Origin of the sequence: Pseudomonas sp. Irchel 3A7 (assembly GCF_900187565.1) — a bacterium.
In the GTDB taxonomy this organism is placed as follows: domain Bacteria; phylum Pseudomonadota; class Gammaproteobacteria; order Pseudomonadales; family Pseudomonadaceae; genus Aquipseudomonas.
The window spans coordinates 18,621-41,022 of sequence record NZ_FYED01000017.1 but is presented as its reverse complement, the minus strand read 5'-3'; the positions used below and the strand labels follow the sequence as shown (position 1 = coordinate 41,022).

The 22,402-nt window shown below is 59.6% G+C and carries 17 protein-coding genes and 1 pseudogene; 2 read left to right on the top strand and 16 right to left on the bottom strand.

Translation table 11 applies throughout. The features are described from left to right. Window position 1: 1 nt before the first annotated feature. Together CKW21_RS25140 and CKW21_RS31980 are read right to left on the bottom strand one after the other, a co-directional pair. Window positions 2-1,219, bottom strand: coding sequence for a type II secretion system F family protein (locus CKW21_RS25140; RefSeq protein WP_095196580.1), 1,218 nt, complete (start codon window positions 1,217-1,219; stop codon window positions 2-4). Window positions 1,220-1,221: 2 nt separating this feature from the next. Then, window positions 1,222-1,362: pseudogene (locus tag CKW21_RS31980) on the bottom strand (hypothetical protein); the annotation flags it as partial. 317 nt (window positions 1,363-1,679) lie between these two features. Here CKW21_RS31980 and CKW21_RS25130 point away from each other — a divergent pair. Both CKW21_RS25130 and CKW21_RS25125 read left to right on the top strand, forming a co-directional pair. Then, window positions 1,680-2,099: a pilin gene (locus CKW21_RS25130; RefSeq protein WP_095196578.1), complete on the top strand. Its 420-nt coding sequence runs from the start codon at window positions 1,680-1,682 to the stop codon at window positions 2,097-2,099. 309 nt (window positions 2,100-2,408) lie between these two features. Continuing rightward, window positions 2,409-2,765 (top strand): BON domain-containing protein, encoded by a 357-nt coding sequence (locus CKW21_RS25125; protein ID WP_095196577.1) that lies wholly within the window; start codon window positions 2,409-2,411, stop codon window positions 2,763-2,765. Window positions 2,766-3,035: 270 nt separating this feature from the next. Here the strand turns inward: CKW21_RS25125 and CKW21_RS25120 are convergent, their stop codons facing one another. The 14 genes from CKW21_RS25120 to CKW21_RS25050 all read right to left on the bottom strand — a co-directional run bounded on the left by CKW21_RS25120 (window position 3,036) and on the right by CKW21_RS25050 (window position 22,362). Next, window positions 3,036-3,332 (bottom strand): DUF2845 domain-containing protein, encoded by a 297-nt coding sequence (locus CKW21_RS25120; RefSeq protein WP_095196576.1) that lies wholly within the window; start codon window positions 3,330-3,332, stop codon window positions 3,036-3,038. Beyond that, on the bottom strand, window positions 3,332-6,283 hold the full coding sequence (locus CKW21_RS25115; protein ID WP_095196575.1) for a DUF748 domain-containing protein: 2,952 nt from the start codon (window positions 6,281-6,283) through the stop codon (window positions 3,332-3,334). Before CKW21_RS25115 ends, CKW21_RS25120 begins: the two co-directional genes overlap by 1 nt. Window positions 6,284-6,376: 93 nt before the next feature. Then, window positions 6,377-7,393, bottom strand: a complete 1,017-nt coding sequence (locus CKW21_RS25110; protein ID WP_095196574.1) for a class I SAM-dependent rRNA methyltransferase — start codon at window positions 7,391-7,393, stop codon at window positions 6,377-6,379. 158 nt (window positions 7,394-7,551) lie between these two features. Then, entirely contained in the window at window positions 7,552-8,424 is an 873-nt protein-coding gene (locus CKW21_RS25105) for an oxygenase MpaB family protein (RefSeq protein ID WP_095196573.1), read from the bottom strand. A gap of 143 nt (window positions 8,425-8,567) precedes the next feature. Beyond that, window positions 8,568-10,505, bottom strand: coding sequence for an acetate--CoA ligase (gene acs / locus CKW21_RS25100; protein ID WP_095196572.1), 1,938 nt, complete (start codon window positions 10,503-10,505; stop codon window positions 8,568-8,570). A 212-nt stretch (window positions 10,506-10,717) separates the two neighbouring features. Further along, the gene (gene pgi / locus CKW21_RS25095) at window positions 10,718-12,382 is read right to left on the bottom strand and encodes a glucose-6-phosphate isomerase (RefSeq protein ID WP_095196571.1); all 1,665 of its coding nucleotides are present in this window, start codon (window positions 12,380-12,382) and stop codon (window positions 10,718-10,720) included. Between the two features lie 223 nt (window positions 12,383-12,605). Then, window positions 12,606-12,986, bottom strand: a complete 381-nt coding sequence (gene panD, locus CKW21_RS25090; RefSeq protein WP_003228271.1) for an aspartate 1-decarboxylase — start codon at window positions 12,984-12,986, stop codon at window positions 12,606-12,608. A gap of 154 nt (window positions 12,987-13,140) precedes the next feature. Beyond that, complete coding sequence (gene panC, locus CKW21_RS25085) at window positions 13,141-14,001, bottom strand: pantoate--beta-alanine ligase (RefSeq protein WP_095196570.1); 861 nt, start codon at window positions 13,999-14,001, stop codon at window positions 13,141-13,143. Then, complete coding sequence (panB, locus tag CKW21_RS25080; RefSeq protein ID WP_095196569.1) at window positions 13,998-14,798, bottom strand: 3-methyl-2-oxobutanoate hydroxymethyltransferase; 801 nt, start codon at window positions 14,796-14,798, stop codon at window positions 13,998-14,000. The genes panC and panB overlap by 4 nt, the downstream gene beginning before the upstream one ends. A 363-nt stretch (window positions 14,799-15,161) precedes the next feature. Then, on the bottom strand, window positions 15,162-15,647 hold the full coding sequence (gene folK, locus CKW21_RS25075; RefSeq protein WP_095196568.1) for a 2-amino-4-hydroxy-6-hydroxymethyldihydropteridine diphosphokinase: 486 nt from the start codon (window positions 15,645-15,647) through the stop codon (window positions 15,162-15,164). A gap of 3 nt (window positions 15,648-15,650) precedes the next feature. Continuing rightward, window positions 15,651-17,051, bottom strand: coding sequence for a polynucleotide adenylyltransferase PcnB (locus CKW21_RS25070; protein WP_095196567.1), 1,401 nt, complete (start codon window positions 17,049-17,051; stop codon window positions 15,651-15,653). 734 nt (window positions 17,052-17,785) lie between these two features. Next, window positions 17,786-19,225, bottom strand: a complete 1,440-nt coding sequence (locus CKW21_RS25060) for a sigma-54 dependent transcriptional regulator (RefSeq protein WP_095196565.1) — start codon at window positions 19,223-19,225, stop codon at window positions 17,786-17,788. A gap of 22 nt (window positions 19,226-19,247) precedes the next feature. Further along, on the bottom strand, window positions 19,248-22,202 hold the full coding sequence (locus CKW21_RS25055) for a sensor histidine kinase (protein ID WP_170948724.1): 2,955 nt from the start codon (window positions 22,200-22,202) through the stop codon (window positions 19,248-19,250). Further along, window positions 22,186-22,362, bottom strand: a complete 177-nt coding sequence (locus tag CKW21_RS25050; RefSeq protein ID WP_003176118.1) for a hypothetical protein — start codon at window positions 22,360-22,362, stop codon at window positions 22,186-22,188. The genes CKW21_RS25055 and CKW21_RS25050 overlap by 17 nt, the downstream gene beginning before the upstream one ends. Window positions 22,363-22,402: the final 40 nt, after the last annotated feature.

The window sequence follows — 22,402 nt, the reverse complement described above, 5'->3', positions numbered from 1 at the left end:
GTCAGATCGCTGCGCCGAGTTGGAAGATGGGCAGGTACATCGCGACCACCAGTCCGCCGACGATAACACCCAATACCACCATGATGAACGGTTCCATCAGGCTGGTGAGGTTATCGACCATATTGTCCACCTCGTCCTCGTAAAAGCCCGCGACCTTGTCCAGCATGTCGTCCAGCGCGCCGGACTCTTCGCCAATGGCGGTCATCTGAATGGCCATGTTCGGAAAAACACCGGAAGTGCGCATGGAAAAATTCAACTGCATGCCCATCGAAATGTCTTGCCTGATGCGCAGCACCGCACGCTTGAACACGATATTGCCAGTGGCGCCGGCCACCGACTCAAGGGCTTCCACCAAGGGGACGCCGGCGGCGAAGGTGGTCGACAGGGTGCGGGCGAAACGGGCCACGGCGGACTTGTACATCAGGGTCCCCACCAGCGGCAGCTTCAGCAGCCAGGCATCTGTTCGATCGCGAAAGCCTTGCGACGTCTTGAAGGCGTGGCGAAACGCGAAGATTGCCACGATCAGCCCGCCTAGCATCATCCACCACCCGTCCTGCATGAACCGCGACAGCCCAATGACCATCACGGTAAAGGCGGGTAATTCGGCACCAAATCCTTCGAACACCGACTGGAACTGCGGTACCACGTTGACCAGCAGAATCCCGGTCACGATGATTGCGACGAACACGACCACCAGCGGGTAGGTCATGGCTTTCCTGATCTTGGCCTTGAGGCTTTCGCTCTTTTCCTTGTAGGTCGCCACCCGCTCCAGCAGGGTATCCAGGGCGCCGGCCTGCTCCCCGGCATCCACCAGATTGCAGTACAGCTCATCGAAATACCGGGGCTTTTTACGCAGGGCGACGGCGAAGCTGTTGCCTGCCGCGACTTCCTGTTTCAACTCATCCACCAGGGTGCGCATGGCCGGGTTATCGAAGCCTTCGGCGATGATGTCGAACGACTGCAACAACGGCACGCCGGCTTTCATCATGGTCGCCATCTGGCGCGTGAACAGGGCAATGTCCTGGGCCTTGATGCGCTTGCCCAGGTTGAACAGCGAAGTGGTTTTCTTGCGCACCTTGCCGGGGTTGATGCCTTGCTTGCGTAACTGCGCCTTGATCAACGCCGGATTTTGACCGCTCAACTCGCCGGTGACCTTCGTGCCTTTACGGTCAGTGCCTTCCCAGGCGTACACACTGATTTTTGCTGCTTTGACCGCCATGTTCAGTCCTTGGTGACCTGGTTGATTTCTTCAAGGCTGGTGATGCCTTGCATGGCTTTGAGCAAGCCTGCGGTGCGCCGGTCGTTGCAATGTTCGCAGCCGACCGGCTCATAGATCGTGAATGTGCCGATGCGTTCCTCGGGCTTGTTGAGATGCCTGTTGCGCGCTTGTGCCAGTGAGCAGCCCGGCCAGGACCCATTGCTTGGCCAGGCCGCTGAGGGCGATGTCATTCATTGGACGACCGGACCAAGACAGTTGAATGACTTATAGCCTAGTCAAGCGATGGAACCAAACCAGCGCCGGTGAGGTGACAAAAAGTGTCAGATAGTGCGGATGCTGGGGGTTGGAGGAGGGGTTGTGGCGGTCTTGCGTCCCGCCAACAGGGCATGCGGCGCTTGGCATGGGCTGTGCTGCGACAGATTCAGATCATGAGATTTCGACTCATGCACGGAGGCTGTCAATGAACATTCAAAAAGGTTTTACCCTGATCGAGCTGCTGATCGTGGTGGCGATCATCGGGATTCTGGCGACGTTTGCGATCCCGGCTTATTCCAAGTACCAGGCGCGGGCGAAGGTGACGGCGGGGCTGGCGGAAATTTCGGCGTTGAAGGTTCCGTTTGAGGATCTGATGAATCAAGGAACCGATCCTGATCTGACGAAAGTCGGCGGTACCGCGACAACCTCCAACTGCGCAACGACAGCGTCGGGTATCGCCGCTGATGGAACGGGCACAATTGGTTGCACAATCCTGAATGCACCCGGTCCGGTGCTGAACAAAACCATTACCTTGACGCGTGCGGTGACGGGCTGGACATGCGCCACTACCGTCGACCAGGAGTTCGCGCCTAAAGGCTGCGAAGGCATTGCCCCTAAGGTCTGATTCCTCATCCGGTTGCCTGGTACCCCGCCTCGCGCGGGGTATTTTTTGTTCGCCGCCTGTAAGTTCCGAGTGCTGAGGAAAACTCCCGACAATTCATGGCCTTAGGCCTTACCAAAAACCCGCAACTTGCATGTAGAGAATGGCCGGGTCATGCAAATTGCATGATTCCGAAAAAAGAGCGGTTTGCTAACTAATTGATTTATAAAGAATTATTGTGAGTCTCAAGGTTGGCACAGCGTTCGCAATATCTCTGGTAACCCTGCTGAAAAGACATCCAGCAGACTTTCCAGAAAAACAGGAGTTACTCGTATGAAGAAGTTCGCTATCGCTGCCGCTACTGCAACCGCGCTGACCCTGACCATGGCTAACGCAGCATTTGCACAGTCCACTCAGGCGACTCAGGCACCCATGATGCTGGCCGCCGGTGAAGTCACTGAAGCGAAAGAGGATGTTTCCGATACCTGGATCACTACCAAAGTCAAAGCAGACCTGGTTACCGAAAAAGGCATTCCGGGTACCGATATCAAAGTGGAAACCAACAAAGGCGTTGTGTCCCTGTCTTCCACTACCGCAGTCACGGATAGCCAGAAAGACGTTGCGGTGAAAATCGCCAAGAACATCAAAGGCGTCAAGGCGGTTTCCGCTGACGGCCTGAAAGCCGAGTAAGGGCAAGGCTTCTCGCCTGGACTGGGAGAAGGCGCGGCAGGCGGGCCGAGATATACGTCTGTCGCATCTTGAGGAGTTCATGCGAACGGCCATAAGGATGTGGCCATTACAGGCCCCGGCATTCGTGTCGGGGCCTGTTCTATTGCGGGGGTATGCAAAACAACTGTGGGAGCGAGCCTGCTCGCGAAAGCGGTCTGTCAGCCAACATATGTGTTGAATGTCAGTCCCTTTTCGCGAGCAGGCTCGCTCCCACAGTGTTTTATGGTGTTTTCAGTTACCGCGTTTGCTGGTGATCTGCACCAACCGATTCCCCTCGAACCGCAAGTACTGATACATCCCGCCGTTCGGCCCGTAAGTCCATTCCTCGACCTGAAACTCTTCCCGTCGATCGGCGCTGCGCTTGTAACCCAGCAGATCGCGGCTGACGGGTTCGCCACATTTGTGCAGTACCTCGCTCGACCGGTCGCCGACACTGATCAATTGGCTGCCGCAGCGCAAAGTATCCGCCGCCAAGGCCTGGTTCGCCGTCAACGCCAACGTCAATGCGAGCAGTAGCCGCTTGCCCATCATTCGGCGTCCAGATGCATGGGCGTAACGACCTTGCCGTCCTTTTCCGCTTCGCCTAATTGGGCATCGATGAAGTACACGCGGTCATCGGCCAGTTGACCCTTGTCGACCAGATAATCCTTGATGCTGCTGGCGCGTTCCTGGCCCAACTCACGCAACAGCACTTCGCTGGAACTCCAGAACTGGATCACGCCCTCGCGCATCTTCGCGGTGCGTTCTTCTTTGCCCAGGTCTTTCCATTCGGCAGGCGGCTGGGTTTTCAGACGTGTGCGGTAGATCCCTTCCAGCAGCGGACCTTTCTCGCTGTCAGGCACTTCCAGCAAAGCAGCTCTCGCCGGTACCTTTTCACCGCGCCGCTGGAGCATTTTGTAGTAGTTGTACTGATACTCCCGCTCCAGGCGTTGCTCAGCAATCAGCGGGCCGTCGCTGCTCTTGGCCGCGGTGCCTTCGATTTCCAGGCGCAGGGCCGGGCGTTCCTTGAGGGCCTGGGACAGCTTGACCAGGGCCGCTTCAGCGTCCTTGCTCAGCTCGCTTGAGCCCGGCGCGAACGACACACTGCCCAGATCTTCCGACCCGCCACCGGCCACCAGTCCGCCAATGAGTTTGAACGGCGCGGCGGCCGCCTTGACGATCAGGTTGCGCAAGGTTTGCCAGACAATCGGCATGACGCTGAACTGTGGGTTGTTCAAGTCGCCGGACACCGGCAGTTCGATGGAAATCTTGCCGTCGACATCCTTGAGCAAGGCAATCGCCAGTTTCAGCGGCAGGCTCACGGCGTCGGGGCTGTCGACTTTTTCACCCAGTTGCAACTGCTCGACCACCACTTTGTTTTCGGCCTGGAGCTGGCCCTTGGTGATCTTGTAGTGCAGGTCCAGATTCAGCCGGCCCTTGCGGATGCGGTAGCCGGCGAACTTGCCGGAGTAGGGTGTCAGCGTGGTCAGCTCCACGCGTTTGAAGCTGGTGGCGATGTCGAGGCTGGCCATCGGGTCGAACGGGTTGACCGAACCCTTGATGGTCACGGGTGCATAGCGATCGACCTTGCCCTTGACGTCGACGCTGGCCGGTTTTGCCTGCCGGCTGTCGATGGTACCGATCTGACCGTTGAGTTGTTGAACGGCGGTGGCGAAGTTCGGCGTCAGGCTGAAGTCGGCGAAGTTGGCCGAGCCGTCGTTGATGACGATCCCGCCGATGTGGATGCCCAGCGGCTTTTCTTTACTGGCGGGTTTGGCAGCAGCGGTCTTGGCACCGGTATCGGCCGGTTGCGGAATCAACAGATCATCGATGTTGGTGGTGCGGTCATCGTTGATCATGAAACGTGCGTAGGGCTGCATCAGGTTGATCTTGTCGATCGACAGGCTGTCACCGTGTTGATAGTTCAGACCTTCGACCACCACCTGCTGCCACTTGAGAAAGTCACGGGTTTTCAAGGTGTCCAGGGTATGCAACTGATCGACCTGGGCGCGTCCGGTGACGCTGAGGGCCAGCGGTTCGGTGCTTTTCAGGTTGACCGCCAGATCACTGCCGAGCATGCCGCTACGCAGTTCCAGGCGGATGAACGGGTTGATATAGGACTGGGCGACGCGCAGGTCGATGTCCTTGGTCTGCACGTTCAGTTTGGCGCTGACCGGAGCCAGGTTGACCTCGCCTTCAGCCATGAGCTTGCCTTGTTTGCCCACGCCAGTGTCGAGCTTGAGCGTAAAGGGCGAGCCATTGAGGCTATCGAATTTCTGCAGGTCGAGATTCAGCGGCGCCAGTTCCAGTTCCACGGCGGGTTGCGCCTTGCGGTCTGACAGGTGCACGCGGTAATCGCGCAGTTGCACATCGTTGAGCAGCACTTGCCAGGGTTTGGCGGGCGGCGCGGGTTCGGGCTTTGGTGAGTCGGCCGACGCCGGGGTACTCGGCGGTTCGGCATTGGCTTTGGCGGCGGGTTTGGATGGCTGGCTGGCAAACAGTTTCTGCCAGTCGAGTTGGCCATCGGCTTCCAGGGCCGCCCAGGTTTCCAGCTTCTGGCTGCGGATCTTGCCGACGACGACTTGCTGTTTGGCCAAGTCGATGGTGGTTTCGCTGACGTCCAGTCGTTCGAGCCTGGCCAATCGCCGACCGTCCGGAGCCTTGATGGCGAAGGGCGCGACGCTGACAGCGACGTTGCTCAGCAGCAGTTCGGTTTCCTTGGACAGGTTGAGTTTGTAATCAGTGCTGAGGCTGATCACGCCGTCTTCAAGCACCAATGGCACGGCATCACGCACGTAGGGCCAAAAGGCTTTCATCTTGCCGTCGGTGATCTTCAGCTTACCTTCGGATGCGATCGGGATCAGGCTGAAGTTACCGGTCCAGTCGATCTGTCCACCATGCGGGCCGATGGCCACCAACGTCATGTCGGCGCTGTCTTCGGGCAGGGTGCTGAGGTTCTTCAACTCGAAGTCGAGTTTGTCGTAGAGGAACTCGATGGGTTCGCTGGGACGATCATCCTTGAAGTGAATAGCACCGCCGGCCAATTTTATCCGGTCTATGCGCAGCGGGAAGGGCTTGGCATCGGGATCGGCCGGCGTCGGTTCGCTCTGTGGCAGCTTGAACAACCCGAGCAGGTTGAGTTTGCCGTCCTTGCCGAAAAGGATCTCGGTCTTGGACTTTTCCAGCTCGATATCCGTCAGGTGCAGCGCCTTGGTCCAGAGACTGTCGAGTTGCAGGTTGGCGTACAGGCGTTCGAAGCCGACCTGTTCCTTGCCGGGCTCACCGATGTTCAGGCCCCAAAGGGTCACTTCGAGGCTGAACGGGTTGAGTTCGATTCGCTGGATCGTGGCGGGCGTCGTCGCGTAGTTGGCCAATTGCTGGTTGGCTACCCGCAAGGCGATACCCGGCAAAATCAGAAAGCCCAACAGGCTGTAGAGGGCCAGAACAGTCAACAGGGCGCCAACGGCGCGGATCAATCCTTTGTACATGCGTGGCTTCATCTGTCTGAATCGGAGTGCCTTGGAGTATGGCACGCGATTCCGGTTCCGAAGCAATCGCCCGATTCAGGTTTTTTCAGATTTGTCTGACATGAATCAGAGCTGCAAAATCAGGGTTTTCAGTGGCGGTTGCTGATCCAGCGACGGGAAATCAGCCCCCGGTTTCATCACCGTCCACTCACGCACCGGCCGTCCGGCTTTCTCTGCGCAACGCAAAACCTGTTCGCGCCAGTCGTCCATGCTGACTTTCGCCAGATTGTTGCAGCAGATCAGCACACCGTTCTCAGCCGTGGTGAGCAACGCCGGTTTCAGCAGACTCTGATAGTCGCGCAGCAGGTCGACGGTGCCGAACGCGCTCTTGGCCCAGGCCGGTGGATCGAGCAGCACCAGATCGTACTGGCGTTGTTCCAGGCGCTGATAGCTCGGCAATTTTTGCCCGCGACGCTGGCTGATAGGCAGGCCGGCCAGTTGGCGGATGGCCGGGAAGTAGTCGGACTGGACGAACTCCATGGTCGGCAGTTGCGGGTTGAGCAGGCCGTTTTCACGACCGACCGCCAGGTTGCCTTCGGCGAAGTCCAGGTTGCACACCTCGCGGGCGCCACCGGCCGCGGCGCTGAGGCCGACGCCACAGGTGTAGGCGAACAGGTTGAGCACGCTTTTGTTTTTGCTGTGCTCCTTGACCCAGCCGCGGGTGTTGCGCAGGTCGAGGAACAGTAGCGGGTCCTGTCCGGCGTGACGCCCGCGTACCCGGTAATTGAGGCCCCATTCGTGGCCGACCAGGTCTTGCAGGGCTGCTTCTTCGGCGCGGTAGACGGTGTCTTCACGGTCGATGCGTGAATTGCCACGGGAGCGGTCGTTGTAAACCAGCAGGCTTTCAAAGCCCAGGTGCTGGTTGATGGTTTCGTGCAGTTGCAGCAGCGCATCGCGCTCCAGCGACTGGTGAAAACTCTGCACCAGCAATTGCGGGCCATAGCGGTCGATGGTCAGCCCCCCGGCACCTTCCTGGCTGCCATGGAACAAGCGATAGCAATCGGTGCCTTGCCCATGCAGTTCGGCAAGCAGGTCCTGGCGATGTTCGAGGGCGGCGCGCAGCGCCTGGTTCAAGGAAGACATGCTGGGCGCCTTGCAGGAGGAATTTGGCGCGGGAGTTTAACAGCTTGGCACTGAACCGAGGTGCTGCCTTCGCGAGCAGGCTCGCTCCCACACTCATTTGATGAACGACACACATCCACTGTGGGAGTGAGCCTGCTCGCGAAGCTTTTGAGTTTGGTTCAAGTGAGCAAGCCCATCCGCCGCTTGGCCCGCTGAACCGAACCATTGCGCACCGCCCAGCGTAGCATCGGCGTGCTGCGATTGACGCTGGCGCGGATCAGCTTGCGTTGCAGCAGGCTTTGTCTGACACCCAGCATGTCACTGGCCCAGTCCGGCAGCAGATCGATCCCGGCCTGCATCATGAGGCCGCCGAAGGGTTTGGCCAGACGGCTGGGGGACGGGGCGTTCAACAACAGTCGCAGCACTTCGCGACTGCGTTCGTCGCACAAGAGCTGCGGCCTGATTCGCTCAAGGTAATCGGAAACTTCCTGTCGGGAACGGGGTACGTTCCGGGCACCCAGGCGTTCGGCCACCAGTGCGATTTCTGCGTAATAGCGATCCTGATCGACCAGGGACAGATGCGGGTTGCGATAGCGCAAATGCGCAGCGAGAAAGTTGCTGACTTCCGCTACGTGCACCCAGGTCAGCAGGTCGGGATCGCTGGCGGCGTAAGGCCGGCCATCGGGTGCGGTGCCGGTGATCTGGAGATGAATGGTGCGCACTTTCTCGATCAGCCAGTCAGCGTCCTGGCGAGAACCAAACGTGGTGCCGGAAATGAACTGACCGGTGCGACGCAGCCGGCCGAGCATGTCCTCGCGAAAATTGGAGTGATCCCACACTCCCGCCAGAGCCAACGGATGCAGGGCTTGCAACATCAGGGCGCTGATACCGCCGATGAGCATGCTGCTGAAATCTCCGTGTACCTGCCAGCTCACCGAATCAGGCCCGAACAGGCCGGGATCGCCCTTGGGGTTTTCCAGATCGAGTTTACCCAGGGACAGACCGGTGAGACTCATGATTTGGGTTTCGATGCGGCTGCGGATGAATTCCATGGTGACCCGGTGATTTTCTGTGGGAGCGAGCCTGCTCGCGATGGACGTTAACGATAACGCGTATTTTCAAGAAGCCCACGTTATCGTTAACGCCCACCGCGAGCGATCGAGCGTCGACCGGCTGCTCCTACAGAGAGCGTGCATTATTGGTTAAGGCGTTTGTCGATCAGTCCTTGCACCACGCTCGGGTCGGCCAGGGTCGAGGTGTCGCCAAGACTGTCGAGTTCGTTGCAGGCAATCTTGCGCAGAATGCGTCGCATGATCTTGCCGGAACGGGTTTTCGGCAAGGCCTGTGCCCACTGGATCAGGTCCGGTTTGGCGAAGCTGCCGATTTCCTTGCTGACCATCGCCAGTAGCTCTTTCTTCAGCTCGTCGCCGGTTTCGACGCCGTTCATGGGGGTGACGAAGGCGTAGATGCCTTGGCCTTTGACGTCATGGGGGTAACCGACCACGGCAGCCTCGGCGATGCTGTCGTGCAACACCAGGGCGCTTTCCACCTCCGCAGTGCCGATGCGGTGCCCGGACACGTTGATCACATCGTCAATGCGTCCGGTGATCCAATAGTCGCCATCTTCGTCGCGGCGCGCGCCGTCACCGGTGAAGTAGTAGCCGGGATAAGGCTTGAAGTAGGTGTCGACCATCCGCTGCGGATCGCGGTAGACGCTGCGAATCTGCGCCGGCCAGCTGGATTTGATTGCCAGTACGCCACTTCCAGCCCCCTTGATTTCCTTGCCATGTTCGTCGAGCAGCACTGGCTGCACGCCGAACATCGGTTGCGTGGCGCAGCCGGGTTTGATGCGTTGGGCGCTCACCAGGGGGCTGAGCATGATGCCGCCGGTTTCGGTCTGCCACCAGGTATCGACAATCGGGCAACGCTCTTCGCCAACTGTGTGGAAGTACCATTCCCACGCTTCCGGGTTGATCGGCTCACCGACGGTGCCGAGTAGTCTGACGCTGGCGCGGGACGTTTCCTTCAGCGGTTCAGGACCTTCACGCATCAGGGCGCGCAGGGCGGTCGGGGCGGTGTAGAAAATATTGACCTTATGCTTGTCGATCACCTGCCAGAAGCGCGAGGTGCTCGGGTAGTTCGGCACGCCTTCGAAGATCAAGGTGGTGGCGCCATTGGCCAGCGGACCGTAGACGATGTAGCTGTGGCCGGTAACCCAGCCGACATCGGCGGTGCACCAGAAGACTTCACCGTCGCGGTAGTCCAGCACGTATTTGAAGGTCATCGCCGCTTGCAGCAGGTAACCGCCGGTGGTGTGCAGCACGCCTTTGGGTTTACCGGTGCTGCCGGAGGTGTAGAGGATGAATAGCGGGTCTTCGGCGCCCATCGGCTCGGGCGGGCAGTCGTCGCCGACGTCGCGCAGGGCCTGGTGATACCAGAGGTCCCGGCCTTCGACCCAGTTCACCTGATTCTGTGTGCGCTCGACCACGACCACAGTGCTGACGTCGGGGCAACTTTGCAGGGCTTTATCGACGTTCTGTTTGAGCGGGATGAATTTGCCGCCGCGCACGCCTTCATCGGCAGTAATCACGGTGCGGCAATCAGCATCGAGAATGCGGTCGCGCAGGGAGTCCGGGGAAAAGCCGCCGAACACGACCGAATGCACCGCGCCGATGCGCGTACAGGCGAGCATGGCGTAGGCCGCTTCGGGGATCATCGGCATGTAGATGCACACCCGGTCGCCTTTTTTCACGCCACGGCTTTTGAGCACGTTGGCCAGGCGGCACACGTTGTGATGCAGTTTTTTGTAGGTGATTTGCGTGGATTCGGCAGGGTCGTCGCCCTCCCAGATGATCGCGATTTGATCACCGCGTTTTTCCAGGTGGCGGTCGATGCAGTTGTAGCTGACGTTCAGCTCTGCCCCGGCAAACCAGCTGGCCTCGCCGGTTTTCAGGTCATAGCGCTGGACGGTGTCCCACGGTTTGCTCCAGTCGAGAAAACGCCTGGCCTGTTCGGCCCAGAAGGTACTGGGGTGTTCGATGGATTCGCGGTACAGGCGGTGATAGTCGTCTTGACTCAGTTGTGCAGCCCGGCGGACGGCATCGGCTTTGGGGAACGTGCTGATATCGAACATGACGGTTCCTTATTCTTGTTATGCGACAAAGATAAAGATGCGCCGAGCAGTGAAAGGGTTCAAGTCAGACGCCGCAGCAAGTGTAGGCGGCGCAAAACAACTGTGGGAGCGGGCTTGCTCGCGAATGCGGTCCGACATTCAACGATGAGGGTGAATGTTAGATCGCTTTCGCGAGCAGGCTCGCTCCCACAGGGTGTAGCAGGTGCGTTGGATCAACCGCGGTGACGACCACGGAAGTAGTTGATCAGCCCTTGAGTGGACGGATCCTCGGCCGGTGTTTCTTCGCTGCCGACCAGGCGGTTGTAGACGCCTTTGCCCAGTTCCTTGCCCAGCTCCACGCCCCACTGATCGAAGGCGTTGATGCCCCAGATCACGCTTTGCACGAAGACTTTGTGCTCGTACATCGCCACCAGCGCGCCGAGGCGACGCGGGCTGATGCGCTCGACCACCAGGGTGTTGCTCGGACGATTGCCCGGAATCACCTTGTGCGCCGCGAGTTTCTTCACGTCGGCTTCACCCATGCCTTTGTCGCGCAGTTCAGCCTCGGCTTCGGCAAGGGTCTTGCCAAGCATCAGCGCCTGGCTCTGCGACAGGCAGTTGGCGTACAGCCATTGGTGGTGGTCGGACACCGGATTGAAGCTGACGATCGGCACGATGAAGTCCGCCGGAATCAGTTGGGTGCCCTGGTGCAGCAACTGGTGGTAAGCATGCTGGCCGTTGCAACCGACGCCGCCCCAGATCACCGGACCGGTGTCGGTGGACACTGGCGTGCCGTCCTGACGAACGCTCTTGCCGTTGGACTCCATGTCCAGCTGTTGCAAGTGCTTGGTGATGTTACGCAGGTAGTGGTCGTACGGCAGGATCGCGTGGCTCTGCGCGCCCCAGAAATTGCCATACCAGACACCGAGCAAGGCCAGCAGCACCGGCATGTTCTGTTCGAACGGCGCACTCTGGAAATGCTGGTCCATGGTGTAGGCACCGGACAACAGCTCCTTGAAGTTCGACATGCCGATGGCCAGGGCGATTGGCAGGCCGATGGCCGACCACAGCGAGTACCGGCCGCCGACCCAATCCCACATCGGGAAGATGTTCTCTTCACGGATACCGAAAGCCACGGCGGCGGCATTGTTGCTCGATACCGCGATGAAGTGACGATACAACTCGGCTTCCGAGCCACCCTGGGCCAGGTACCAGGCACGGGCGGCCTGGGCGTTTTTCAGGGTTTCGAGGGTGTTGAAGGATTTCGACGAGACGATGAACAGCGTGGTCTCGGCGCGCAGCTTCATGGTCAGTTCGTGGAACTCACTGCCGTCAATGTTCGCCAGATAGTGGCAGCGCACGCCCTTCTGGGCGTAGGACAGCAGGGCTTCGGAAACCAGCTCGGGACCGAGGAATGAGCCACCAATGCCGATGTTCACCACGTCGGTGATCGGCTTCTCGGTGTAACCGCGCCACAGACCGTCGTGGATGCGCCCAACGAGGTCGGTGATCTGGTTCAGCACCTTGTGCACTTCAGGCATCACGTTGACGCCATTGACCGACAGTTTGTCGCCGACCGGACGACGCAGGGCCGTGTGCAACGCCGGGCGACCTTCGGAAGCGTTGACGATTTCGCCGTCGAACAGCGCCTTGATCGCGCCCTTGAGGTCGACTTCATTGGCCAGGCCTACCAGCAGATTGCGGGTCTCGGCGTTGATCAGGTTTTTCGAATAGTCGAGGAACAGGCCGCAGCTGCTGAGGGTGAACTGGGTAAAGCGCTGCGGATCGGCATTGAAGGCCTCGCGCATGCTGAAATCCTGCATGGCTTGGCGGTGGTCATTCAACGCTTGCCAGGCGGGCAGAGCGGTCACGTCGTGAGGAGTGCGGTAATACGCCATCGCTGCGGGTTTCCTTTTTACTTGAACGGCCTTTAGAACACTAAAAATCCCGGCGCGCTGTGGATGGGCGTCCGGTCAACTGCGTCGACACGATTTCATGGCGCAGGGCGAATACAGTAAACCCCGCGCGGTGATCTGTCTTGACTTTGTCTGACCTGATTCCGGTACTTTTTTAACATCAAAGTTTGGAGCGTCCGACAAACGGAGGCGCGACAGGCTTCGATCAGGCGACCTGGACCGGAATGGCGTTGCTGGTGTGGCTCAGTTCATTGCCCGGTGCCATGTAGAGCATGCGTGGCTTGAAGTTGAGCAGCTCGGCTTCGCTGTAGTGGGCGTAAGCGCAGATGATCACGCGATCGCCGACCTTGGCCTTGTGCGCCGCGGCACCGTTGACCGAGATCATGCGTGAGCCTTCTTCGCCGCGAATGGCGTAGGTGGTGAAGCGCTCGCCATTATCGACGTTGTAGATCTGGATCTGTTCGTACTCACGAATGCCGGACAAGTCCAGCCATTCGCCGTCGATGGCGCAGGAACCTTCGTAATCGAGTACAGCGTGGGTGACTTCGGCGCGATGCAGCTTGGCTTTGAGCATGATGGCGTGCATGAGTGTTTTCCCAGGTCGGAATCGGGTTGTGGACACTAAAACAGTTCAAGTGTGGGAGCGAGCCTGCTCGCGAAAGCGGCGGATCAGTCAACCTAGTTGTTGAATGGCGTACCGCATTCGCGAGCAGGCTCGCTCCCACATTGTTTTGTTGGGCTCAGATGGGCGTATCGAGATTCAGGTGCAGGTTGTCGATCAACCGCGTCGTGCCGAGGAACGCCGCCACCAGAATCACCAGGTCCCGGTCCTCGGGAGTCGCCGGACGCAAGGTCAGTGCATGACGGATTTCCAGGTAGTCCGGACGCAACCCGGCAACTTCGAGCTGTTTGATCTGCGCACTGATCAGCGCCGGGAAATCCCGCTCACCCTGTTTGATCGCATCGGCAATCTGGCTCAGGGTGCGATAGACAACCGGTGCAACGGCACGTTGCTCTTCGCTGAGGAACCCATTGCGCGATGACAATGCCAGGCCGTCGGCGGCGCGAACGGTCGGTTCGCCAATGATCTGGATCGGCATGTTCAGGTCGTGGACCAGGGCGCGAATCACCGCCAGTTGCTGGAAGTCTTTCTGGCCGAAAATCGCCAGATCCGGCTGGACCATGTTGAACAACTTGCTGACCACTGTCGCCACACCTTCGAAATGCCCCGGACGGCTGGCGCCGCACAGGCCTTCGGACAATTGCGGGACGCTGACACGGGTCTGGCCAGTCATGCCGTCGGGGTACATCTCTTCAACGGTTGGCGCGAACAGCAGGTCGCAACCGGCCTCGAGCAGTTTTTCCTGGTCGGCCGCGAGGGTGCGCGGGTATTTGTCGAGGTCTTCGCCGGCGCCGAATTGCAGCGGATTGACGAAAATACTCGCGACCACGAAATCCACCCGCTGGGTGGCCTTGGTAATCAGCGCGATATGCCCGCTGTGCAGGTTGCCCATGGTCGGCACGAAGCCGATACGTTTGCCTTCGCCACGGGCGCGGGCCACAGCGGCCCGCAGTTCACGTACGGTTTTTACGGTGTTCATGCAGAAAATCCGTGTTCGATGCCAGGGAAGGTCGCCGCTTTGACTTCAGTGACGTAAGCGCTCAAGGCCGCGTGAATGCTCTCTTGGCCGGCCATGAAGTTCTTCACGAATTTGGGCACACGACCGGTGATGGACAGGCCCAGCATGTCGTGCAAGACCAATACCTGGCCGTCGGTGCGGTTGCCGGCGCCGATACCGATTACCGGGATTTTCACCGCTTGAGTGATTTCTTCAGCCAGTTCGCTTGGCACGCACTCGAGCAACAGCATGGCCGCGCCGGCCTGCTCCAGTGAAATCGCGTCGGCGCGCATCTGCCGCGCCTGGTTTTCATTGCGGCCCTGTACCTTGTAACCGCCGAGGATGTTCACCGATTGCGGTGTCAGGCCCATGTGCGCGCACACCGGGATGCCCCGCTCGGCGAGCAGGCGAATCGAGTCCGCCAGCCACAATGCGCCCTCGACCTTGACCATGTGCGCGCCTGCCTGCATCAGCAGCGCGCTGTTGGTCATGGCTTGTTCGGTGGTGGCATAGGCCATGAAGGGCAGGTCGGCGAGGATCAACGCGTCGGTGTTACCGCGTTTGACGGCGGCTACGTGGTAAGCCATTTCGGCGGTGGTAACCGGCAGGGTGCTGTCGTGACCTTGCAAAACCATGCCGAGGGAGTCGCCCACCAGCAGCACTTCGACGCCAGCCTGATTGCAGGCGTGGGCGAAGGTCGCGTCATAGCAGGTCAGCATGGTGATTTTCTCACCTTTCTGCTTGAGGCTCTGGAGCGTGGTCAGGGTGATGGCTGGCATGTCAAAAAATCCTCGTTCAGGCGCTATGGAAACTACTGCGAGTAACGCGCGTGATTCGTCATCTACTCAGGCGCACGGTCTTCTGTCGTGCTTATAAGGCCTGGATTGCGCCCTTGGGTGCCGGGTTGGCGGCATCGGGACGCCTATAGTCGTGAGGAGAACTCGGGAAGTCAATTGCGTGTGTTACCGCATTGTTACGAGGAGGGTGTTACCGGGGTAACTGATGCGTTTCAGCAGATTCTGTAGGATTGACACAAGGCCAATGTGGGAGCGAGCCTGCTCGCGAAGACGGTATGACATTCAACCATGATGGTGAATTCAAGATCGCTTTCGCGAGCAAGCCCGCTCCCACAGGGTGTCGTGTCAATTTGCAGGGAGGCGCTCCAGCCCGACGAACGGGCAGGCAGCGAGCAATTCCGTGAGGCTGCGGCCGTCGGCCAGACGCAGCTCCGCAGGTGCCAACTCCGCCAATGGATACAGCACAAAGGCCCGTTCCTGCATATGGTAGTGCGGGACTTTGAGGCGAGGTTCGTCGATCAGTCGGTGGCCGAACAGCAGGATATCCAGATCCAGCGTGCGTGGCCCCCAGCGTTCAAGACGCTCGCGGCCTTGCTCGTTCTCGATGGCTTGTAGCGCATCAAGCAAGTCCAGCGGCGTGAGGGTGCTGTCGAGGGCGGCGACCGCATTGGTGTAACGCGGTTGGCCGGGAAGCAGCGAATCGCTTTGATAGAAGGCGGAAACCCCGATCAGTTCCGATTGCGGCAGCTGCGCCAGGGCGGCGACGGCGCTGCGCAGCTGTTCGGCGGGAGCAGCCAGGTTGCTGCCCATGCCGATGTAGATGCGTTCCATGGATTACTCGCCCGTAGTGCTCGAAACGCCCGCGGCACGCTTGCGCTTGGAGCCACCGCTACGGCGACGTTTGCGCGGTGCGCCAGTGCCTTCGTCCTTGCCGCTGAGGTCGCGGATCATGTCGCGACGCTCACTGTCGTTGGCGTCCTGATAGTCCGTCCACCATTCGCCCAGGCCATCGGTCTGCTCGCCCGCGCTTTCACGCAGCAACAGGAAGTCGTAACCGGCGCGGAACCGCGGGTTGTCCAGCAACAGGTCGGCACGTTTGCCGCTGCGCCGTGGCAGACGTTCCTGCATGTCCCAGATCTCGCGGATCGGCATGGTGAAGCGTTTTGGAATCGCGATGCGCTGGCACTGTTCGGCAATCAGTTCGTGGGCCGCTTCTTGCATCGCCGGAATCGGCGGCATGCCACGTTCCTGCAGGCGCAGTACTCGAGCCGGAAGAGCAGGCCACAGCAGCGCGGCAAACAGGAACGCCGGGGTCACCGGTTTGTTCTGCTTGATCCGCAAGTCGGTGTTGATCAGGGCTTCGCTGATCAGTGTATGGGTATAAGTCGGGTTGTATTCCAGCGCCTCGGCACTGGCCGGGAACAGTGGATCGAACAGTTGCAGGTCGACCAGCATCTCGAAGGTGTCCGCGGCATGGCCGGAGAGAAACAGCTTGAGGACTTCTTCGAACAGACGGGCCGCCGGGATCTCGCGCAGCATCGGTGCCAGGTCACGGATCGGCAGGGCGCTGTGTTTTTCGATGCCGAAATTCAGTTTCGCCGCGAAACGCACGGCCCGCAGCATCCGTACTGGATCTTCCTGATAGCGTTGTTTCGGATCGCCGATCAGACGGATCAGGTGATTGCGAATGTCGTGCACACCGTTGGCGTAGTCGAGGATGCGCTCGCTGACCGGATCGTAATACAGGGCGTTGATGGTGAAGTCGCGGCGTTGCGCGTCTTCCTCCAGGGTGCCGTAGACGTTATCGCGCAGGATGCGTCCGCTTTCGTTGCGGGAAGACTGGTTGCTGTCTTCTTCCTCATCGTTTTGCGGGTGATTGGCGCGGAAGGTCGCGACTTCGATGATTTCGCGGCCAAAGTGGATATGCACCAGTTTGAAGCGCCGGCCAATGATCCGCGCGTTGCGGAATTCGGCCCGGACCTGTTCAGGGGTGGCACTGGTGGCGACGTCGAAGTCTTTCGGCGTGATGCCGAGCAGCATGTCGCGCACGCAACCGCCGACCAGATAGGCCTGGTAACCGGCGCCCTGCAGGCGTTCGACGATGTTCACCGCGTAACGGCTGAATTGCGCCTTTTGCAGCGAATGTTGGCCGCTGTTGAGCACTTCAGGCGTGCTGCGGATATGTTGCGTACGACGCAGGGGAGTACGGAATGACTGGAACAGCTTCTTCAGCATGGGATGCACTGTTTGAAGGAATGTTCGGCCAAAACGAAGAATGACCGCATGATGGGCGGGGATTCTAGCATTTAGTCGGGGGATGGTGTAGGACGCAGCAGATATGAGCTGTAAGCCGCACGTTTCAAGGTGGAAACAGGCGGATGCAAGGCGGTTTTTGAATCGCGGAAACTACAAGGGGAGCCGAAGCTCCCCAAGAAGTAGTTGCATGCTCTATTTTTGTTATTGGTTTCGGGCTTCTTGTTTTTGTTGAGTGCCCTCGCCATGAAGCTTCCTTCATGACCCTCCCAATCGGGAGCCAAGAGCAAACGGATTGCTTTGGTCGCTGAATTGCAGTGATCTCTCGATCCAACCAGTACAGGCTCTGTCTTATGACAGTTTTTTGTTGTTCTCGGCCTGGTCGTGGGGCAAGCCCCAAATACAACGCCTCTCCAAAAGAATCAGTTAGCTGCGCCTCTCGCCGTCTTGTTTTTATTGTGCGTGAGTCGATTCGTCTTATTTTTATTGTCTTGTGCATTGCTTGTTATTGTTCTTGTACCAAACATATAGCAGGGTGCGTGCCAACTTTTACAAACCCCAGTAAAACAAGGGGTTAGGCGGTCTGGTGGGATAAGTGCAGGCGAAAAAAAGCCGGGGTTTCGTTACCGTAAGCCCCGGCTTCTGTTACGTGAAAAACCTGAGGTAACAGTTTTTCCACAAAGTCACGCGTTACCCGCACATCAGACAGGGGCGGTTCAGCTTTCGCTGGCGACCCCGGTCTTGCGCCGTGGAATGCCCAGGCGTTGACGGCGTTCCCACAGGCACTTGCGACTGACCCCGAGTTTGCGGGCCAGTTCGGTTTCGGTCATGTGGTCCTGATGCTCGAGCACGAAATGCTGGAAGTAGTCCTCCAGGGACAGGTCTTCGGTCGGTTCGTGGTTGTTGTTACCGGCGTTGTTGTTGCCTTGTTGCGGGGGCAGGCCGATGAACTCGTCGTCTTCCAGATCGCCCAGCTCGATGTCGATACCCAGCAGCTCGGCAGAAATCTCCGGGCTCTCGCACAGGATAACGGCGCGCTCGACAGCATTTTCCAGCTCACGAACGTTACCCGGCCAGGAGTAATGGCGAATGGCTTGTTCCGCGTCCGGAGCGAATTTCAGGTCGGTGCGGTTGATCCGCGCGCTCTGCCTTGCGAGGAACGCATTGGCGATTTCATTGACGTCGGCACCACGCTCGCGCAGGGCGGGCAGTTTTAGCGCGATCACATGGAGGCGGTAGTACAAGTCTTCACGGAACTGGCCGATCTTCGCCAGGCTCTTGAGGTCGCGGTGAGTCGCGGCGATCAGGCGCACATCGACCTTTTGCGACTGCACCGAGCCGACCCGGCGAATCTCGCCTTCCTGGAGAACGCGCAGCAGTCGGGCCTGGGCTTCCAGTGGCAGTTCACCGATTTCGTCGAGGAACAAGGTGCCGCCGTCCGCTGCTTCCACCAGGCCGGCGCGCCCGGCGCTGGCACCGGTGAACGCGCCTTTTTCGTGGCCGAACAATTCGGACTCGATCAGGCTTTCCGGAATGGCTGCGCAGTTCACCGAAATCATCGGTGCCTTGGCCCGCTTCGACAGGTTGTGCAGGGCGCGCGCCACCAATTCTTTACCGGTGCCGGATTCGCCCTGGATCAGGACATTGGAGTCGGTCGGCGCGACTTTACGAATCTTGCCGTACAGATCCTGCATCGGTGGACACGAGCCGATGATGCCGATCTCGCCGTTGCTGTTATCGATGCCCGTTTTTGCCGCGCCATTGGCGACTTTACCGGCCACGGGTTCACCGCTGGCTTGCACCGATTGACGGTCGCGCAGGATACGCGCAACCGCCTGGAGCATTTCGTCATGATCGAAGGGCTTGGCGATGTAATCCACCGCGCCCATCTTCATCGAGTCGACTGCGGAGCGCAGGCTGGCGTAGCTGGTCATGATCAGCACCGGAGTGCCCTGACCCAGTTTGATCAGTTCGGTGCCCGGTGCGCCCGGCAGACGCAGGTCACTGACGATCAGGTCGAACGTGGGAATGGTGAAGCGTTCTTGTGCTTCCTGCACTGAACCGGCTTCGCTGACCTGATACTGGTTGCGTTCCAGCAGGCGGCGCAAGGCGGAGCGGATAATTGTTTCGTCTTCGACGATCAAAATGTGCGGCATTGATTCGATACTCTCGACGGTCTCAGTTCACAGCGGACGTCGCTTCGACATGACGCGGTAGTGTCACCCGGATACGGGTGCCGCGTTGGCTCTGAACATCAGCCGGGCTGTCGATGGTGATTTGTCCATAATGCTCTTCAACGATGGAATAGACCAGTGCAAGGCCCAGACCGGTACCTTCACCCGGGTCCTTGGTGGTGAAGAAGGGTTCGAACAATCGGTCCATGATGCTCGACGGGATCCCGCTGCCTTCGTCTTCCACGATCAGGTCGACCGTGTGTTCGCCGGCTTCGCTCTTGACGCGCACTGCACTGCCTGGAGGCGAGGCATCACGGGCGTTCGAGAGCAGATTGATCAGTACCTGGGCGAGCCGCTGCGGATCGCCTTCGACCCAGTGATCGGGGTCGCATAGATTGTAGAACTGCACTTCGAAATTGCGTCGGTTCAGGGCCAGCAGGCCGATGGCGTCCTGGGCGACTTCCGCCAGACAGACGGGCTCGTCGTTGTGCTGATGACTGCCGGCATGGGCGAAGCTCATCAGCGACTGGACGATGCGCGACACGCGTTTGGTCTGTTCGAGGATCTGCCCGCTGATTTCCTTGAGTTCGCCGTCTTCTTCGCGCTCTTCGCGCAGGTTCTGCGCCAGACACGCAATGCCGGTGATCGGGTTGCCGATTTCATGGGCCACGCCGGCGGCGAGGCGACCGATGCTGGCCAGGCGCTCGGAGTGCACCAGTTTGTCTTCGAGCATCTGGGTTTCGGTCAAGTCTTCCACCAGCAACACCAGGCCACTGTTACCCGGCGCGAGCGGCTCGTCGATCGCCGCCTTGTGCAGGTTCAGCCAGCGGGTCTGGCCGTCGAGGGCCAGATGCTGCTTGTGCAAGTGTTCGTCCGGGACATTGATGAAACCTTGCAGCAACTCTTTCCACGGGTCGGCAATGGTGCTCAGGCGCGAACCGACGACCCGTTGCGCAGCGATCCCGGTCAACTCCTCCATGGCTTTGTTCCACATGAGGATTTCCTGATCCTTGGCCAGCGAACAGACGCCCATTGGTAATTCCTGAAGGGTCTGGCGGTGATAGCGGCGCAGGGCATCGAGTTCGGCGGCCAGCCCGGTCAGGCGAGAATGGTAATCCTCGAGTCGGCTTTCGATGAAGTGGATGTCCTCGGTGACATAGTTTTCGCCGCCCGCCTTGTACGGCAGGAAGGTTTCGACCATGTCCTGGGCTACGCTCGGTCCCATCAGGCCGGAAAGGTTGGCCTCGATGCGGTCACGCAAGCGACGCAAGGCATAAGGCCGGCGCTCGTCGAATGGCAGATAGAGATCGCGCAGAGCCTGTTCGACTTCTTTTTGCGCAGCCTTGGCACCCAGCGGTTTGGCAAGCTGTGTGGCGAATTCCTGAGGCGAAGCGGCGTGCAGTTCGCGGCGTTGCGGGCGACGCACATTGTCCACGGCACAGGCTTCCGCGGCGCTGGCCTCTTCGGTGCTGGCGTTGGTGAACAGTGAGATCAGGGTGAACATCAGCACGTTGGCGGCCAGCGAGGCAATCGCCGCCATGTGCCAGCTGGTGTCGTCCAGCACATAGATCATGTTCAACAGCGGGATGTAGAAGCCCTGCAGATTGCCGACCAACGGCAGCAGCATGGTCACCAGCCACACCAGGATCCCGGCCAGCAAGCCGGCGATGAAGCCGCGACGGTTGGCAGTCGGCCAATACAGGACCGAGAGCACGCCCGGCAGGAACTGCAAGGTGGCAACGAACGCGACGATACCGAGGTTGGCCAGGTCTTGCTCCGCGCCCAACAACAGGTAGAAACCGTAACCGGCCATGATGATCGCGACGATCAGTGCCCGGCGCGTCCACTTCAGCCAACGGTAGATATTGCCTTCCGCCGGCGGTTGATACAGCGGCAGCACCAGGTGGTTCAGGGCCATGCCCGACAGCGCGAGGGTGGTCACGATGATCAGGCCGCTGGCGGCGGACAACCCGCCGATATACGCCAGCAACGCCAACGCCTTACTGTTGGCGGCGATGCCAATGCCAAGCGTGAAGTATTCCGGGTTGGTGGTTGCCCCGAGTTTGAGCCCCGCCCAAAGGATCAGCGGCACCGCCAGGCTCATCAGCAACAGGAACAGTGGCAAGCCCCAACTCGCGCTGACCAGCGAGCGCGGGTTGAGGTTTTCGGTGAACGTCATGTGGTACATGTGCGGCATCACGATCGCCGAGGCGAAGAACACCAGCAGCAGCGTGCGCCACGGGCCTTCCTGCAACGGCGTGTGCAGGGCGGCGAGGGCCGTCTGGTTTTGCAGCAGCCACAGCTCCAACTGTTGCGGGCCGTCGAACACACCGTACAACGCATACAGTCCGACGCCGCCCAGAGCGATCAGCTTGATTACCGATTCGAAGGCAATCGCGAAGACCAGGCCTTCATGTTTCTCGCGGGTGGCGATGTGCCGGGAGCCGAAGAAAATCGTGAACAGCGTAATGAGTGCGCAGAAACTCAGGGCGACGCGGTGCTGCACCGGCTCACGGGTAAGGATGCCGATTGAATCGGCCACCGCCTGAATCTGCAACGCCAGCAACGGCAGTACGCCGACCAGCATGAAAATCGTGGTCAGCGCGCCGGCCCAGGTGCTGCGGAAGCGGAACGCGAACAGGTCCGCCAGGGACGACAGCTGATAAGTGCGGGTGATCTTCAGGATCGGATACAGCAATACCGGCGCCAGCAGGAATGCCCCGGACACCCCGAGGTAACTGGACAGGAAGCCGTAACCGTACTGATAAGCCAGGCCCACGGTGCCATAAAACGCCCAGGCACTGGCATAGACCCCCAGCGACAGGGTGTAGGTGAGCGGGTGGCGAATGATCGCCCGGGGGATCATGCCCCGTTCGCTGATCCAGGCCACGCCGAACAGCACCGCCAGGTACGCGGCACTGATCAGGATCATCTGGGTCAGGCTAAAGCTCATCGGCATCTTTTTGGCTCTGCAGGATGAAGGTCACGACGATCAGGATCAGCCAGAGCAGATAAGGGCGATACCAGGCGCCAGTGGCGTCGATCCACCAATCCATGATGGCCGGGGAGAACAGATAAATCCCCACTACCAGGAGCAGGACCAAGCGATAGATGTACATCCCGGCCTCTCTTTTTTATGCGCGTGCCCGAAAACGTGCG